The organism is Kribbella ginsengisoli, from assembly GCF_039537185.1.
Lineage (GTDB): Bacteria > Actinomycetota > Actinomycetes > Propionibacteriales > Kribbellaceae > Kribbella > Kribbella koreensis.
This window is the reverse complement of record NZ_BAABAA010000020.1, coordinates 97,996-113,401: the sequence shown is the minus strand read 5'-3', so window position 1 is coordinate 113,401 and position 15,406 is coordinate 97,996. Positions and strand designations below refer to the sequence as shown.

The window sequence follows — 15,406 nt, the reverse complement described above, 5'->3', positions numbered from 1 at the left end:
GATCCTCTTAGGTAAGGCTAACCTTTAGGTGCTTCACCATAACCCGGCTCGCTCCCGGCCTGCACCTGAACCCCTGCTTTGTCACTACTTTCCCTGACGGAGACACTGGCATGACGACAGTGCTCGAGCGCCCGATCGACTTCAGCGCGGTGATGGCTACCGTGGCGGCGGTCGACGACCTCAGCGCGCACCTGCGCCGGGTGACCTTCGTGGCCCCGCGGATCGCGGACGCGGTCACGGCCGGCCCCGACCAGCGCATCAAGGTGCTGCTCGCCCCGCCCGACGGCGGCGAGCTGCGGCTACCCGCCGGCGACAACTGGTACGCCGAGTGGTGCGCCCAGCCCGCCGACGAGCGCTTCATCATGCGGACGTACACGGTGCGCGCACTCCGCCCCGAGATCGGCGAGCTCGACATCGAGTTCGTGCTGCATGGCGTGAACGGCCCGGCCTCAGCCTGGGTCAGCTCCGTCTCCGTCGGCGCCGAGACAGGCCTGATCCTGCCCTTCGCCGTCGACACCACCAGCACCAAGGGCCTGCTGATGTCCGGCGTGGACTACGTGCCCCCGGCAACAAGCCTGAGCCGCGTACTGGTCGCCGACGAAACCGCACTCCCCGCCCTGGCCGGCATCCTCGAGCAGCTGCCACCCCACGTACAGGCAACCGTCTTCGTCGAAGTCCCCGACATCCGCGACATCCGCCCCCTCCCCAGCCCCGGCCGCGTAGACATCACCTGGCTCCCCCACACCGGCGCCCCCACCGACACCCCTCAGTCGTTGCCAGAGGCCCTCAAATCGGCAACCCTCCCCTTCGACCTCGACTACGCCTGGGTAGCCGGCGAATCCGCCATGATCAAACAAATCCGCCGCCACCTCGTCAACACCGTCGGCCTCCCCAAACCCGCCATCTCCTTCCAGGGCTACTGGAAACGCGGCGAACCCCAGATCTGACGCGCTATCGCCCGCCAACGCGACCTTGAACACCAAACGGCGACCTTGAACAAGCAATAACGTGTCCGAGGTCGCCGCTGGGTGTTCGAGGTCGCTACTTCTGGCGGTTGATCAGCTGGGGTTTTCCGCGTGGGTGAGGGTTTCCCAGGCTACGAAGAGGTCGTTGGTGCCGGCTGGGCGGCGGGATTCGGTGAGGGCTTGGGTGTTGGCCATGGCGATGCCCAGGCGGGTGTGCAGGGCGTTGTAGCCGACCTCGGTGATCGGGCCGAGGCCGCGGTTGACGCTGCCGCCGCACAGCCAGGACGGTACCGGCTCCAGGTTGCGTTCCCAGCGGGACTGGAAGCCGAGCGCCTGGCGCAGGCGCTCACCGAACTCGGGGTAGAGGTCGATGCCCTGGATTCGGGACGTCTCCAGCACGTGCCCGATCGCGGCGATGCCGTAGCCGGTGTGGACGAAGTCGCGGCAGGTCTCCTGGGTCAGGCCGGTGACGAAGGTGCCCTGGCCTTGCCAGTACGCGACGATCTTGTCGCGGGTGTTGAGGTTCTGGCTCGGCTTGGTCTTCGGCAGCGCGCCGTCGGACTCCAGATAGACGAAGGCGGGGACGCGGACCCGGTACAGCGAGATCGCCTTGTCGTAGACGGTCCGGTCCTCCAGGAACACACCGATGCCCTGGATCGCCTCGGTCATGCTCAACTCCCAGTTGCCGTTGGAGTTCGAGCCGTTGATGATCTCGGGCAGGTAGACGTTGCGCAGCATCGTGCCGAACCGGGCCGAGTTCGGCCAGTTGCCGTAGACGTGCTTGATGATCTCGGCGGCCTTCGGCCACGACGAGGCCGACCAGGCGGTCTGCAGCGGCGCGTTGCTGTTGGTGTGGTCCTGGATCGTCGCCGACCAGGCGTCCATCAGCTGGATCGACTTCTGGGCATAGCGATCGTCACGGGTGATGTACCAGATCACCGCGTCCGTGTACGCCGCGATCGCATCGCCGCGCTCGTCGCGGCAACCGATGTCGGGGTTGGAGTACGGGCCGCACTCGACCACCGCTCGGGCCTTCGGCGTCCGCGACAGCGAGCCGTACACGCTGTTCTTGGCCTGGTTGAACGCGTTCGTCCAGGGCTGCGCGCCGGCGTTGACCTTGGCGCGGACGAAGTCGAGCTGCGCGGCGCTGACGCCGACGCCGGGGTGCGTGAAGGTGGCCGGCGCGAGCGGCGCCTGGATCGTTGCCTCCGCCTTCGGAGCGGCGACGGCCGGGCTGGTCAAAAAGCCGGCGACCAAAGCCGCGCAAGCGGCGACCAGGGCTGGAACGACTGCTTTCTTCTTCATGGGCGGGTCCTTGCATGTGGGGGCGGAAAGACTCGCCGGTTCCCCCCACTACCGAAGAGTCTTTTCGGAAGTTTGACGACAGAGGGTGAAGGCGTCAATATCCAAGCCAGCACCAATTTCACCCTGGAACAGAAATCTGATTTGTCCCATTAAATCTGGAACAAAGTGAGGTCTTGTCCCATGAAACGACGCCACTTCCTGAGTCTCGGAACCGCCGTCATGGCCGCCCCGACACTACCCTCCGTCACCGCCTTCGCCGCCCCGCCCTCCGACGTTCTTCCGGCGAAAACACAGATCGTCGGCCTGGTACGCCGGGTCGCCGATCAATGGATCGCCACCCACCCCGACTCCGGCGACAACGGCTGGGCCCGGGCGACCTTCTTCAGCGGTCTGATGGCCGCCTACCGGCTGACCGACGAGAAGCGCTATCTCGACTACACCCGCAGCTGGGCCGAGAAGCATTCGTACGGGATCATGGGCGGCGTCACCACCCGGCACGCCGACAACCACACGGCCATCCAGGCCTACCTGGATCTCTACGAAATAGAGCCTTCCGCCAACAAGTTGACTGCGGCAACGGACACGCTGAGCCTGATGGTTGCCAGTAGCAAGATCGACGACTGGTGGTGGGACGACGCGTTGCACATGGCGATGCCGCCGTTCGCCCGGATCGGCAAGCTGCGCGGCGATCCGGCGTACTGGACGAAGCTCTACCAGCTCTACAACGACACCAAGACCAGGCGCGGTCTGTACGTTCCGTCGCGCGGCCTCTGGTACCGCGACGACCGGTTCCTGCCCGGCAAGATCGTCTCACCGAACGGCAAGCCGGTGCTCTGGTCACGGGGCAACGGCTGGGTCGCAGCCGGGCACGTGAAGACATTGAAGGCATTGCCCGCGACCCAGGCGAATGTGGCCGAGTACCGGAGCACGCTGACGCAACTGGTGGGTGCGTTGCGGCCGATCCAGCGGACCGACGGATTCTGGAACGTCAATCTCGCCGACCCGCAACATCTGCCCGGCCCGGAGACCAGTGGCACGGCATTCTTCACCTATGCCACGGCATACGCGATCAAAACCGGTTTGGTGACCGGCAGTGGCTATCTCTCGACGGCGGCGCGCGCCTGGAACGGAATGGCCGCGACGGCCGTCCATCCGGACGGTTTCCTCGGCTATGTCCAGAAGGTCGGCGACCGGCCGGAGTCGAGCCAGCCGATCACCTACGACTCGACCGCCGACTTCGGCGTCGGCGGCTTCCTGCTCGCCGGCTCCGAACTAGCGGGCCTGGCCGGCTAGCTCGGGAGCCTTCACTCCGGCGGCATCCAGGAGTGCCTCCGCCATCCTGATCCCGACGCCGTTGAGCGCCTGGGCCCGTACGACGGCCCGGGCGCTCGCGCCGTCGAAGGCCATCGTCAGCTGGATCGCCATCCCCTCGGGGTCGTCGACCCCGGCCGCCACCAGTTCGCCGAGGAAGAAGTCGGTCAGCCGCTGCTTGAAGTGCCGCGCGACCACGCTGCCCGGGTGCTCCGGGTTCTTGAGCTCGAACGCCGTACTGACGAACGGGCAGCCGTAGAAGTCGCCCTTGCGGCTTTGCTGGTCGAGCTTCACGAACACTGCCAGGATCCGCTCGCGCGGCGTCGGCCCGTCGCCGGCGTCCGGCTCCAGCGCGTGCTGGTACCCCGGTCCGACGCTGGCCAGGCTCTCGGCGATCAACTCGTCCTTCGAGCGGAACAGCTGGTACATCGACTTCTTCGAGACGCCGGCCGCCTTGCAGAGCGCGTCCACGCCGATGTTGACGCCGTCTCGGTAGAAGAGTTCGCCCGCGGCGTCCAGCAGCCGCTCACGGGGTGTCGCCTGGGTGTTCATACCCCGAGCGTACCGGCTGGATTTGCGTTTGGAAACCGATCGGTTTAGAGTCTGGAAACAGATCGGTTTCCATCCTTCTCCCCCCAGGAGCATCTGACATGACCACCCTCGAAGGCGCCGTCGTTCTCGTCACCGGCGGCCAGCGCGGTATCGGCAAGGCACTCGTCGACGACCTGCTGACCCGCGGCGTGAAGAAGATCTACGCGACCGCCCGCAACCCGAAGCCGAGCACCGACCCGCGCGTCGTCGCGCTGCCGCTGGAGGTCACCGACCAGGCCTCGGTCGACGCCTTGGTCAGCCAGGTGCAGGACGTGACCGTGCTGATCAACAACGCCGGCGGCAGCTCGCCGGACACCTACCTCGACGTGCCGTTCGAGGCGCTCCGGGACGTCTTCGAGATCAACTTCTTCGGCCCACTGAACCTGACCCGCGCCCTCGTCCCGGTGATCGAGCGCAACGGTGGCGGCCACATCCTGAACGCCCACTCGGCCCTGTCCTGGGTCGCCCGGCACGGCGCGTACTCCGCGACGAAGGGCGCTCTCTGGCTGGCCAGCAACTCACTGCGACTCGAGGTCCTCGACCGCGGTATCAACGTCACCGGCCTGCACATGGGCTACGTCGACACCGAGATGGCCGCCAACGCTCCCGGGCCGAAGACCGCCCCGGCCGACGTCGCCAAGGCAGCCCTCGACGGCATCGAGTCCAACGCGTACGAAGTACTGGCCGACGACACCGCCCGCTGGGCCAAGACCGCGATCGCCGGCGACATCTCCGACGTCTACACCGAACTCAAGCGCTGACCGTCACGCCGGTACTCGAGGCACCAGGCGACACGCGCGGGACGTCTTTTCGTAACCTTCTTGCGTAAAATGGTTCTCGATGATTGATGTCGTTGCGGTGACGCGTCCCGAGGACGTCGTGGTGGACTTCCTCTCCGTTCTCGATCCAGGCTCCGGCCGCGAAGTGCATCTGGTCATCGCCGACCGCGGTGCCTATCTGAAGCTGCCGGCGGGAGTCCCGCTCGCCGGCCGCCTGGCGCCGCTGGCCGACCTGCTGCAGACGTCCGGCGAGGGCGCGAAACCGTTCTCGCCGGGCAGCGCGGCCGACGCGATCGCGCTCGAGACCGGCGACGTCAGGGCGACCGTCTGGACCCACTCCCCCGCCGACACCCGTTCGAGCCGTGGCCGGTGGGCGCTCGACCTCGCTTCCGCACTCGGGCGGGCGCCGGTGCGGCATGCAGTCGGCGACGGGCACTGGTTCCAGTGGAAGTCCGACTTCGACGTACGGCTCGAGCAGCCGGTCATCGACGCCAAGCTCGACTTCGTCAACACGCACTGCGCCGACCTGCTCCTGTTGGGCGAGGAGGACGAGAACGCCCTCGTGACGCGTCGGCTCCACTCGGTCGAGCGGTTCTTCGACGCGGACGGCGACGAGCGCGCCCGGCTGTTCGCGTTGATGGGCAGCATGAGTTCGGACGCGGCGATCGTGCCCGATCCGTGGGAGTTCGCGATTTCGGCGTACGAGATCGAGCGGCTGGACGCGACGGCAGCCTGGGTACGCGCGCATCTCGATCCGGCGGCCGGGCAGGTCATCGAGGTCGGTGCGTGCGAAGGCGCGCTGACTCGGCGACTGCTCGCCGACGGCTACTCGGTCGATGCCACCGAGCCGAATCCGGCCTTCCTTTCCCGGTTGGAGAGCCTGGCAAGGCTGCACGAGAACGTCGAGGGTGCCGTCCGGATCCACCCGCACAGCTTCGAGGAGCTGACGACGACACGGCGACTGACGGGTTCGGCGTACCTGCTGATCGAGATGCTGTACTACGGCCAGGACCTCACTCTCCTCGACCGCTTCCCCACCGACCGCCTCTTCGTCTCGATGGACCCCGAGGTCCTGGCGCACCAGGCCTGGCCGCCTGCGTGGTCGGTCGAGCAACAACTCGACCTCGTCACCCCGCGAGTCGAAACGGTCGTCAACGGCCGCGCCTACCTCCGCAAACGCGGCAGCCGCGGAATCCTCTTACGCAGAAGGTGATTCAGCTCCGGTAGACGTCCCGGACCCGGGCGTACTCCATCGTCGCCGCGATGCCGTCCGCGACCTCGGCCGAGATCTCGCGCTCGACGATGTGCAGGGCGAGGTCGATGCCGGCCGTGATGCCGCCGGCCGTCACCAGGTCGCCGTCGTCGACGACACGGTTGTGCTTCACGTCGGCGCCGAAGGTCTCCAGCTCATGCCAGGCGCCGCGGTTCGTCGTGGCCGGGCGGCCCTTCACCAGGCCGGCCTCGGCCAGCAGCATCGAGCCGGTGCAGACCGAGCCGATCCATTGGGTGTGGGGCGCGACCTCGGCGATCCTCGGCGCCAACACCGCGCGTTGCGCCCAGGACCCGCGCTCGGCGCGGTTCATCCAGCCGCCACCGGGGACGAACAGCGCGTCCGGCGTACCGAGTCCTTCCGGCGCTTTGAACTCCAGGCCGTGCAACCCGGTCACCGACGCCGGGCCGTCGAGCCCGACCAGGGCCAGCTCGAACTCCGGCCGGCGGGACGCGTGGCTCCAGACCTCGAACGGGCCCATCACGTCCATCTCGTCCACACCGTCGAACACCAGGATCTCGATTCGCATGGCACCAGCTCATCGTGACCGCCGCCACAGCGAAAGTGGCGCGATAGACATCGTTCGCTAGATTCCAGCCAACGCACTCGAACACCGGCGCACAGAAAGTGGTAGTCACAACCGCTCGGCGCAGGGATCGGACCGCTGAGCGCAGAAAGCTCGCACGAAGGGTGAGCGACCCGCTACCCATGGTGGAGACATCCCGCCCATGGAGGTCCGCCCATGCCTCGACGCGTCAACGCCGGCTCGATCGTCACCATCGCCACCACCCTGATCGCCACCACTGCCACCCTGCAGGCGGTGGTGGCACCGGCAGTCGCGACCTCCTCCGGACAGTCGGCCGCAACCAGCTGCGACACCGCCGCCGCGGGCTTCACCCCGGTCCTCCAGCTGGACATCCCGCAGCAGGCCGGCTGGCTCAACGAGACCCCGCCGTACAGCCTCGACCGGACCGCCGAGATCGGCGCCAACTTCGACCGGGTCGGCTACTGCGTGGAGCTCAACGGACCCGACGGACCACAGTGGGTCTGGACGGCGATGGAGCCGTTCTCCAGCGACGCAAGGCGGATCGGACTGCCGACGAGGCCTGGTGAACTCGTCCGGCAGCGCGTGAGCGATCTGGACGTCCAGTCGAACGTGCCCAGCGTGACGAGTGGCACCGGCCAGACCGGCTACCTGGAGATGTGGCCGAACCAGTACCAGGAGAGCGCCAGCACCCAGGTCTCGAACGCGTCGCCGATTACCTTCGACGTCGACGACAACCCGACCTCGCCACTCGGCTACGGCTCGTTCCAGGTCGCGCAGATCGGGCCCAGCCGACCGTCGGACCTCGCGGCCAAGCAGGTCTTCGCGATCAACACGTTCACCGAGTCGGACAACAGCACGCTGTCCCTCGGCATCGGCACCAACCTGACGGGCCAACCCGACTGGACCTTCGCCAACAACGCGAACCGCTACTCCCAGCGCCGATTCACCGCGTACGTCCGTACTGTGGTCGTCGCGCTCAGCGAGTCACCGCAGGACCGGCAGTTGATCCCCCGCGACGCCAAGGGCGGCTCGACGGTACCGGTGGCCGGGCGGGTCACCGATCCCCGAGTACGCCGGGTGCAGCTGCGGGTAACCAGCAACGGCCACACGGACACGTACAGCTCGACATCGAGCACCTTCCGGTTCACCCCGAGGATCAAAGCGGGCCTGCAGGAGTACAGCTTCGAGGTGCGGGCTACTGGTCCGGGCTTCGACCGGGTAGTGGCTCGGCGGGACAGTGTGGTGTCCGGTGACGTCTATGTGGTGCAGGGGCAGTCCAACTCGGAGGCGGCGAAGTACAACGGCGCTGCCAACGTGGAGGAGTCGCCCTACTTGCGCAGCTACGGCTCGCCGACCTCGGACCCCAGCATCTCGGGCGCCGATCGGGTCTGGCACTACGCGACCGGTGACGTGACCAACCAGTCCGGCTCGATCGGGCAGTGGGCGATCCGGATGGGCCGGCGGATCGTCGACACCTACAAGGTGCCGGTGGCGCTCGTCAACGGAGCACACGGCGGGCAACCGATCAGCTTCTTCCAGCGCAACGACGCTAACCCCGATGACGTGACCACCAACTACGGCAGGCTTCGCCAGCGCTTGAGCGCCGCCGGAGTGATCGGCCAGGTCCGGGGCGTGCTCTGGTACCAGGGCGAGTCCGACAACGACAACGCTGCGGTGCACATCGCCGGATTCACTGCCCTGCTTCAGGATTGGCGATCCGACTTCGGGAGCAGTGCCCGGTACTACGTGTACCAGGTGCGCACGTCGCCCTGTGGCAATACGACCGCGATGAGCTTGCGGGAGGCGCAGCGGGAGCTTGGCGACACGGCAGGGGTCACGGTGCTCTCCACCAACGGGGTGTCGGGGCATGACGGGTGCCACTACGCGTACCTGGGTGGGTATCGCGACTTGGGCGACCACACGTTCGCAGTACTGGCTCGCGATCTCTACGGCGGGACGGCCGTTGGGGTAGCTCCGCCTAACCCTTCCCGCGTCAGCGCTAGCGGGTCGCAACTCGTAGTACAGCTGCGGTCGAGTGATGTGCTGACTGTCGACGCAGGCGTTGCTGCTGACTTCCGGGTGGACGGTGCGGCGGTTGCCGTGTCGTCCGTGGCCTACCAGGCCGGCGGGAAACTCGTACTGACTCTGTCTGGGCCTGCGACGGGTGTGACTGCTCTGACCTACCAGGGGCACAACGGCGCTGGGCCCTGGATCGCCAATGCCACTGGGACCGGGCTGCTCGCCTTCACGTTGCCAGTCACCTAAAAGCCGGGCGCGGCCGGTGCCCTCCGCCCCGAGGCATTGGCCGCGCCAGTACTACCGCTTCTTGTAGGCAGCCAGGAAGGCCTCGACGCCTGCTTCGGTGAAGCGGGCGAGGTCTTCGGGTGTGTTGGCGTCCATCCGGCCGAAGAACATCACCCGGTTGCTCGGGATCCAGAGCAGCAGGCCGGCCAGGTGGTTGGCGGCGATCACCGGGTCCTTGAGGTCGAGCAGGCCGCGTTCGGCCAGCCTGGCCAGGCAGGTGGCGAGCGTCGGGAGGACCCGGCCGAAGCCGCGGTTCCAGTACTCCTGGCCGAGGTCGGGGAAGCGGGCCGCCTCGGCGATCACCAGCCGGCGCATCTGCTGCACGGACTCGGTCATGATCCCGCCGACGAAGGCGTCGGCGAGCCGGCGTACCGCATCGTCGATGTCGTCGGCCTCGGCGACCTCGCGGCCGATCTCAGCGAACGGGTCCTCGACCCGGTCGCTGATCGCGACGATCAGGGCCCGGAACAGGTGCTCCTTGTCGGCGAACTGCTTGTAGACGGTCTGCTTCGACACCGACGCGGTGGCCGCGACCTGGTCCATGCTCGCGCCGACGTAGCCGTTCTCCAGGAACGCCTCCAGCGCGGCGTCCAGGATCTGCTCGCGCTTGAGCGCCGCGCGGGCGGTGAGTTCTGGCATCGGTCGTCTCCTTTCGGCAGTACTAGACAGTACCGTACTCTTCTGGGTACGGTACGGTTCAGTACTCGAAGCGTGAGGAGAATCCGATGTCCACTGTTCGTTCGTCCGATGGCACCGAGCTCGGCTACTCGCAGGTGGGGTCCGGCCCGGCCGTGATCCTGGTCGACGGGGCCACCGGGTTCCGCGCCTTCAACCAGACCTCGGCGCAGATCGCGGAGCTGTTGTCCGGCTCCTTCACCGTCTACACCTACGACCGCCGCGGCCGGGGCGAGAGCGGCTGGAACGAGGCCTCGACCACGCCGTACGACGACGAACTGGCCGACCTCGCCGCGATCATCTCCGCAGCAGGCGGTTCGGCCGCGGTCTGGGGCATCTCGTCGGGCGGGATCCTCGGGCTCGAGGCTGCTCGGGCCGGACTGCCGATCACCAAGCTGGCGGTCTACGAGCCGCCGTTCATCGTCTCCGACATCCGCCCGCCGCTGCCGGACGACTACGTCGAGCAACTGCAGGCCGCAATCGCCGATGGACGCCGCGAAGACGCCGCGAAGATCTTCCTGATCAAGGCGGTCGGGATGCCGGAGGAGTACCTCGGCGGCATCATCGAGAGCCCGTTCTGGCAGACCATGCTGGACGTCGCGCACACCATCGCCAACGACGGCGCCATCGTCGGCAAGACGATGTCAGGCGACCCCACCACGCTCGATCGGTACGCCGGTCTCGCGGTTGAGACGCTCGTCGCCTACGGCGACGCGACCGACGCATCCATCATCGAAGGCGACCAGTTGCTCGCCAAGGTGCTGCCGTCGGCGACTCTCGAAGTACTGCCCGGCCAGACGCATGACGTGGCCGCGGACGCGATCGCGCCGGTGCTGCTGCGGTTCTTCAGCTGAGCACGTCGGTGGCCAGGTGCTCGCGGTCGACGCCGGCCAGCAGCATCGTGACGCCGTCGGAGTTCTCCGTGCGCAGCGGCAGGATCTCCCGGTACGCCGGGGAGTCGTACCAGCCGCGTGCGTGCTGGTAGTCGGGGAACTCGATCACGATCAGGGTCCCCTGCCACTCCCCCTCGACGTGCTCCGGGCTGCCGCCGTGCACGATGAAGTGCCCGTCGAAGGGGGCCAGGGTGGCGTCGATCCTCTGCAGGTACTCGATGATCTCGGTGCCCATCCGGACGTTGGTCAGGTTGGCGATCGCATAGTGTGCGTCATGGGCTGGTCTCCCTGTCGTTCCTTTGGATGAGAACAGCTTGGGACGGAACGCGCTTTAGGACGATTACGTCCGAGGTCATAGCGAAAGGACTCCGTCGCGGGACAGCGGTTGGGCTGGTCTCGACGTACGGTGGATGCCATGTCAGGTACAGGGGGACAGCCTTCGACACCAACGGAGGTGCTGGAGGAACGGATCGGGCCGTACCGGTTGATCCGACGGCTCGGGCAGGGCGGCATGGGTGTCGTTTACCTGGCGGAAGGACCTGAACACAAAGAGGTGGCACTCAAGGTACTGCGGGCGCACGTCGCGCACGACCCAACCGCACGTGCCCGGTTGCAGCGCGAGGCGACGACCCTGCAGAAGGTGAACCACCCTGGTGTCGCGGGGATCCTTGACCACGACCTGCACAGCGACCGGCCGTACCTGGTGACACGGTTCGTCCCGGGGCGGCCCATGGACGAGCAGGTGGACGAGCGCGGGCCGCTGACGCCACAGCGCTGGCTGCCGGTGGCCGGCTGTCTGGCGGAGTCGCTGCAGGCGATCCACCAGGTGGGGGTCGTGCACCGCGACCTCAAGCCGGGCAACGTGATGATGTTCAACGGCAAGCCGGTGATGATCGACTTCGGCATCGCCCAGGCGGCCGACGACCTCCGCCTCACCCAGACCGGCCTGGTGATCGGTACGCCGGGCTACCTCGCGCCGGAACTCATCGAGGGCGAGATGGTCTCCGAGTCCGCCGACTGGTGGGGCTGGGCGGCCACCGTCGCCTACGCCGCGACCGGCCGACGTCCCTTCGGCAAAGGCCCCTTTGAGGTAGTCCTCCACCGAGTCCACTCCGGCCAGGCAGACCTCGAGGGCCTGGACCCCCGCCTGAAGCCCCTGCTCGCGGCAGCCCTCTCCCCCGACCGCCGGGACCGCCCCACCCAAACAGAGATCATGGCCGGCCTGAACCGCTACGCCGAAGGCCGCGACGCCCTGATCCCCAACCCCCAGGCTGTTAGCGAACCGGCCCCCAAGACCGCCCTCATCACCCCACCAACCGCGGTGATGACCCGGGTCATGCCCGAAGACGAAGCAGCAGCCGCCGCTGCTGCCGGTGCCTCTGCTGCTGGCAACCACAACCCCGCTGAGGTCGCCCAGCTGGTACCACCAGTGATCCCGCCGCTCTCAGCCTTCGCCCCGGCCCGCGACATGCTCCGCGACGTAGCCGCCAAGCAGAAGGCGAAGAAGGCCGCTGCTGCCGCAGCACCTGTTCATCCAGCTACTTACAGTCCTACTCCTACCGCTGCTGCGCCTGCTGGGATGCCGGTCAACTACCAGGGGTATCAGCCTGGGGCTTACCAACCACCGCAGTACCCGGCTCAGCCGCAGTATCCGGCGCCTCAGCCGCAGTACCCCGCGCAGCCTCAGCTTCAGCCGCAGTTCCAGCCTCAGCCTCGGGGTTATGAGCAGCGTGGGAGTGAGGTTGCTCGGCGGGATACTGCTGTGCCGGTGGCTCGGGCGGATGTGCCTGCGTCGGCTGATCAGCAGGTGGCTCGGTCGGTGCTGGTGGTTGGGTTCATGCTGGCGCTGGGTGGGTTGATCGCGTACACGCCGGGCTTCGGGGTGCTGGTGGCCGCGTTGCTGATTGCTCTTGCACGGACCGTGGATCGCGGCAGTACGGCGATCATGCGCCGCCGTCAGGTCCGCGGTGGTCGCGGTAAGTCGGACGGACTGGTGGCGGTCGCGGCCAGTCCGATGCACCTGCTCGCAGCGGCGCTGATCACGGTGTTCTGCTTGATCCTGCCGGTCATCATGGGCTTCATCGTCGGTGGCTTCGTCACCGTCGGCGCCGCCAACACCTACGGCCTCGAGTGGGTCCCGCTGTCCGCGGTCGGCTTCGGCGCCGGTGGCATCGCCGGGCTGTTCACCGCGTGGTGGGGACCAGGCGGTACGTCGCTGCGCCGCGGCGCCAAGATCACTCTCCGCAAAGCCGTCCGCCCCGCCTGGCTGAGCCTGCTCATCGCCGCCATCCTGATCGGCGCGGGCGCGCTCATCTTCAAGGACGCGACGGCGGGCAACGGCGCCGCCTGGGCCCGCCAGCCGATCACAGCGCCGGAGCTCCCCAACCGCCCCGGCCTCGGCGACATCGGCGACTGGCCGATCATCCGAGACCTGCCCATCATCGGCAACGGCTGACCCGGCTCGCCTGACGCTGCGCGAGGCAGTACGGCGTACAGGACGAACCCCAGCCGATCGGCGGCAAGCCGACCAGCTGGGGTCCTGGGATCAGAAGCGGTTGTCCAGGATGACCATCTGGGAGCGCTCCGGGCCGACGCCGACCGCGGAGATCGGGGCGCCGCTGAGCGCCTCGACCGCCTTCACGTAGGTCTGCGCGTTCTTCGGCAGGTCCTCGAAGGTCCGGCAGCCGGTGATGTCCTCGCTCCAGCCGTCGTACTGCTCGTAGACCGGCTTCGCGTGGTGGAAGTCGGTCTGCGTCATCGGCATCTCGTCGTACCGGACGCCGTTCACCTCGTACGCGACGCAGACCGGGATCTTCTCCCGCCCGGTCAACGTGTCCAGCTTGGTGAGCACGAAGTCGGTGACCCCGTTGATGCGCGCCGCGTACCGGGCGATCACCGCGTCGTACCAGCCACAGCGCCGCGGCCGCCCGGTCGTCGTACCGAACTCGAACCCCTGCTGCCGCAACCACTCACCATCGGCATCCAGCAGTTCCGTCGGGAACGGCCCCTCGCCGACACGCGTCGTGTACGCCTTCACGACCGCCATCACGCGATCGATCCGGGTCGGCGGGATGCCCGAGCCCGTGCAGGCGCCCGCCGAGATCGCGTTGGAGGACGTGACGAAGGGGTAGGTGCCGTGGTCGACGTCCAGCAGCGTCGCCTGGCCGGCCTCCATCAGGACCGTCTTGCCCTCGTCGAGGGCGCGGCCGAGCAGCAGCGGGGTGTCCGCGACCATCGGGCGCAGGCGATCGGCGTACCCGAGCAGCTCGTCCATCACCTCGGCGATCTCGACCGCCCGCCGGTTGTAGACCTTCACCAGCAGCTGGTTCTTCTGCTCCAGCGCGCCGGTGACCTTCTGCTCGAGGATCTTCTCGTCGTACAGGTCCTGGACCCGGATCCCGATCCGGTTCATCTTGTCGGCGTACGTCGGGCCGATGCCGCGCCCGGTGGTGCCGATCTTCCGGCTGCCGAGGAACCGCTCGGCGACCTTGTCCAGGGTCCGGTTGTACGGCGGGATCAGGTGCGCGTTCGCGCTGATCAGCAGCCGGGACGTGTCCACCCCGCGGACCTGCAGCGCGTCGAGCTCCTCGAACAGCACGCTGAGGTCGACCACCACCCCGTTGCCGATCACCGGGGTCACGCCCGGGGTCAGGATTCCGCTCGGGAGCAGGTGCAGGGCGTACTTCTCGTCCCCGATCACGACCGTGTGGCCGGCGTTGTTGCCGCCGTTGAACTTGACCACGTAGTCGATCGTCGCTCCGGTGTTGCCGAGCAGATCGGTCGCCTTGCCTTTGCCCTCATCGCCCCACTGGGCGCCGACGAGCACGATTGCGGGCATCTCAGCCCTCCTCTTCACGCGTCGGCCCGGACGGCATCGTCGCCGTTCGGTGGCCGGCCGCTAGAAACGGTGAAGCCCGGGCATCGTTCACCAAAGCTTCGCTTCGGTGACGCGTCCAGGCTCTTGCGACCCAACCCTACCGGAACTGCGCATTACCACGTAGTTGCTCGTCGGCGTGGGCAACACGTGACACCGAGCGCGCAATTCACCACGACGGGTTGCCATTTTCCGTGATCACGTGCACACTCTTAGTCAGCGGCCCGCCGAAACTGCCGCAGGGGACGGTTCCGGCGGGCCGCTTTCTTCATGCCTGCAAGGGATTCCGGGCGATTCACAAACTCTCAAGCTCGTTGCCGCGGGCGTCGATCATGTTGCATCGAGCCCCTCCGGGTTGGACGCCAGCCACTCCTTGATCCGGCGGTCGGCTTCCTCCGGGGAGACGTCCTCGACCTTGGTCATGATCGCCCAGCGGTGGCCGAACGGATCGATGATCGTGCCGAAGCGGTCGCCGGTCATGAACGTCTGGACCGCCTCGATCTGCCGGGCGCCGGCCTCGATCGCCTTCGCGAAGGTCGCGTCCACGTCCGGTACGTAGTGCACCAGCGACGAGTGCACCCACTCGCCGGTGGGAGCCTGCAGCCCGATCTGTGGCATCTCGTTGCTCAGCTGCAGCATCGAGTCGCCGAACCGCAGCTCCGCCTGGCCGAGCCGCCCGTCGGGCAGGTCCTGCCGGCTGACCACCTCTGCCCCGAACACGCCGGTGTAGAACTCGATCGCCTTCGGGCCGTCGGAAACGGCCAGGTAGGGGGTGAGCGAGTGGTAGCCGGCCGGGATCGGGTTCACCTTGTTCGTCGTCATGCCGTCAGTCTTCGCGAACGAGGTGTGGCCGGTCTTGTAAGAACGCGACAGCCCGGTTTCTGTCGGTGGG

14 protein-coding genes are annotated in these 15,406 nt (G+C 67.5%); 7 read left to right on the top strand and 7 right to left on the bottom strand.

Features of this window, described 5'->3' with window-relative positions; genetic code table 11:
- Nucleotides 1-110 precede the first annotated feature (110 nt).
- Nucleotides 111-947 (top strand): siderophore-interacting protein, encoded by an 837-nt coding sequence (locus ABD768_RS40025; RefSeq protein WP_344849693.1) that lies wholly within the window; start codon nucleotides 111-113, stop codon nucleotides 945-947.
- Between the two features lie 111 nt (nucleotides 948-1,058).
- Here the strand turns inward: ABD768_RS40025 and ABD768_RS40020 are convergent, their stop codons facing one another.
- Entirely contained in the window at nucleotides 1,059-2,270 is a 1,212-nt protein-coding gene (locus ABD768_RS40020; protein ID WP_344849691.1) for an alginate lyase family protein, read from the bottom strand.
- Between the two features lie 180 nt (nucleotides 2,271-2,450).
- Between ABD768_RS40020 and ABD768_RS40015 the strand changes: the two genes are divergently transcribed.
- Nucleotides 2,451-3,563: a glycoside hydrolase family 88 protein gene (locus ABD768_RS40015; protein WP_344849689.1), complete on the top strand. Its 1,113-nt coding sequence runs from the start codon at nucleotides 2,451-2,453 to the stop codon at nucleotides 3,561-3,563.
- Here the strand turns inward: ABD768_RS40015 and ABD768_RS40010 are convergent.
- The gene (locus tag ABD768_RS40010) at nucleotides 3,543-4,133 is read right to left on the bottom strand and encodes a TetR/AcrR family transcriptional regulator (RefSeq protein WP_344849687.1); all 591 of its coding nucleotides are present in this window, start codon (nucleotides 4,131-4,133) and stop codon (nucleotides 3,543-3,545) included. The genes ABD768_RS40015 and ABD768_RS40010 overlap by 21 nt on opposite strands.
- Nucleotides 4,134-4,231: 98 nt before the next feature.
- Here ABD768_RS40010 and ABD768_RS40005 point away from each other — a divergent pair, with 98 nt between their 5' ends.
- Together ABD768_RS40005 and ABD768_RS40000 are read left to right on the top strand one after the other, a co-directional pair.
- Complete coding sequence (locus ABD768_RS40005) at nucleotides 4,232-4,933, top strand: SDR family oxidoreductase (protein WP_344849685.1); 702 nt, start codon at nucleotides 4,232-4,234, stop codon at nucleotides 4,931-4,933.
- 79 nt (nucleotides 4,934-5,012) lie between these two features.
- Nucleotides 5,013-6,164 (top strand): class I SAM-dependent methyltransferase, encoded by a 1,152-nt coding sequence (locus ABD768_RS40000; protein ID WP_344849678.1) that lies wholly within the window; start codon nucleotides 5,013-5,015, stop codon nucleotides 6,162-6,164.
- A 1-nt stretch (nucleotide 6,165) separates the two neighbouring features.
- On the opposite strand, the gene ABD768_RS39995 is transcribed toward ABD768_RS40000, so the two are convergent.
- Nucleotides 6,166-6,750 carry a DJ-1/PfpI family protein gene (locus tag ABD768_RS39995; protein WP_344849676.1) on the bottom strand — a complete coding sequence of 195 codons (585 nt, stop codon included), beginning with the start codon at nucleotides 6,748-6,750 and terminating at the stop codon, nucleotides 6,166-6,168.
- Nucleotides 6,751-6,963: 213 nt separating this feature from the next.
- On the opposite strand from ABD768_RS39995, the gene ABD768_RS39990 reads away from it, so the two are divergent.
- Nucleotides 6,964-9,033 (top strand): sialate O-acetylesterase, encoded by a 2,070-nt coding sequence (locus tag ABD768_RS39990; protein WP_344849670.1) that lies wholly within the window; start codon nucleotides 6,964-6,966, stop codon nucleotides 9,031-9,033.
- 51 nt (nucleotides 9,034-9,084) lie between these two features.
- Here the strand turns inward: ABD768_RS39990 and ABD768_RS39985 are convergent, their stop codons facing one another.
- Nucleotides 9,085-9,711, bottom strand: a complete 627-nt coding sequence (locus tag ABD768_RS39985; protein WP_343974683.1) for a TetR/AcrR family transcriptional regulator — start codon at nucleotides 9,709-9,711, stop codon at nucleotides 9,085-9,087.
- A gap of 86 nt (nucleotides 9,712-9,797) precedes the next feature.
- Between ABD768_RS39985 and ABD768_RS39980 the strand changes: the two genes are divergently transcribed.
- Nucleotides 9,798-10,601, top strand: a complete 804-nt coding sequence (locus ABD768_RS39980) for an alpha/beta fold hydrolase (RefSeq protein WP_344849668.1) — start codon at nucleotides 9,798-9,800, stop codon at nucleotides 10,599-10,601.
- Here ABD768_RS39980 and ABD768_RS39975 read toward each other — a convergent pair.
- A complete protein-coding gene (locus ABD768_RS39975) occupies nucleotides 10,594-10,899 on the bottom strand; it encodes a DUF1330 domain-containing protein (protein ID WP_344849976.1) in 306 nt (101 codons plus the stop codon). The two genes, ABD768_RS39980 and ABD768_RS39975, sit on opposite strands and share 8 nt — an antisense overlap.
- A gap of 156 nt (nucleotides 10,900-11,055) precedes the next feature.
- On the opposite strand from ABD768_RS39975, the gene ABD768_RS39970 reads away from it, so the two are divergent.
- Nucleotides 11,056-13,095: a serine/threonine-protein kinase gene (locus ABD768_RS39970; RefSeq protein WP_344849666.1), complete on the top strand. Its 2,040-nt coding sequence runs from the start codon at nucleotides 11,056-11,058 to the stop codon at nucleotides 13,093-13,095.
- Nucleotides 13,096-13,185: 90 nt separating this feature from the next.
- Here the strand turns inward: ABD768_RS39970 and ABD768_RS39965 are convergent, their stop codons facing one another.
- Nucleotides 13,186-14,478, bottom strand: coding sequence for an adenylosuccinate synthase (locus ABD768_RS39965; RefSeq protein WP_343974673.1), 1,293 nt, complete (start codon nucleotides 14,476-14,478; stop codon nucleotides 13,186-13,188).
- Between the two features lie 366 nt (nucleotides 14,479-14,844).
- Complete coding sequence (locus tag ABD768_RS39960) at nucleotides 14,845-15,336, bottom strand: VOC family protein (protein ID WP_344849664.1); 492 nt, start codon at nucleotides 15,334-15,336, stop codon at nucleotides 14,845-14,847.
- Nucleotides 15,337-15,406: the final 70 nt, after the last annotated feature.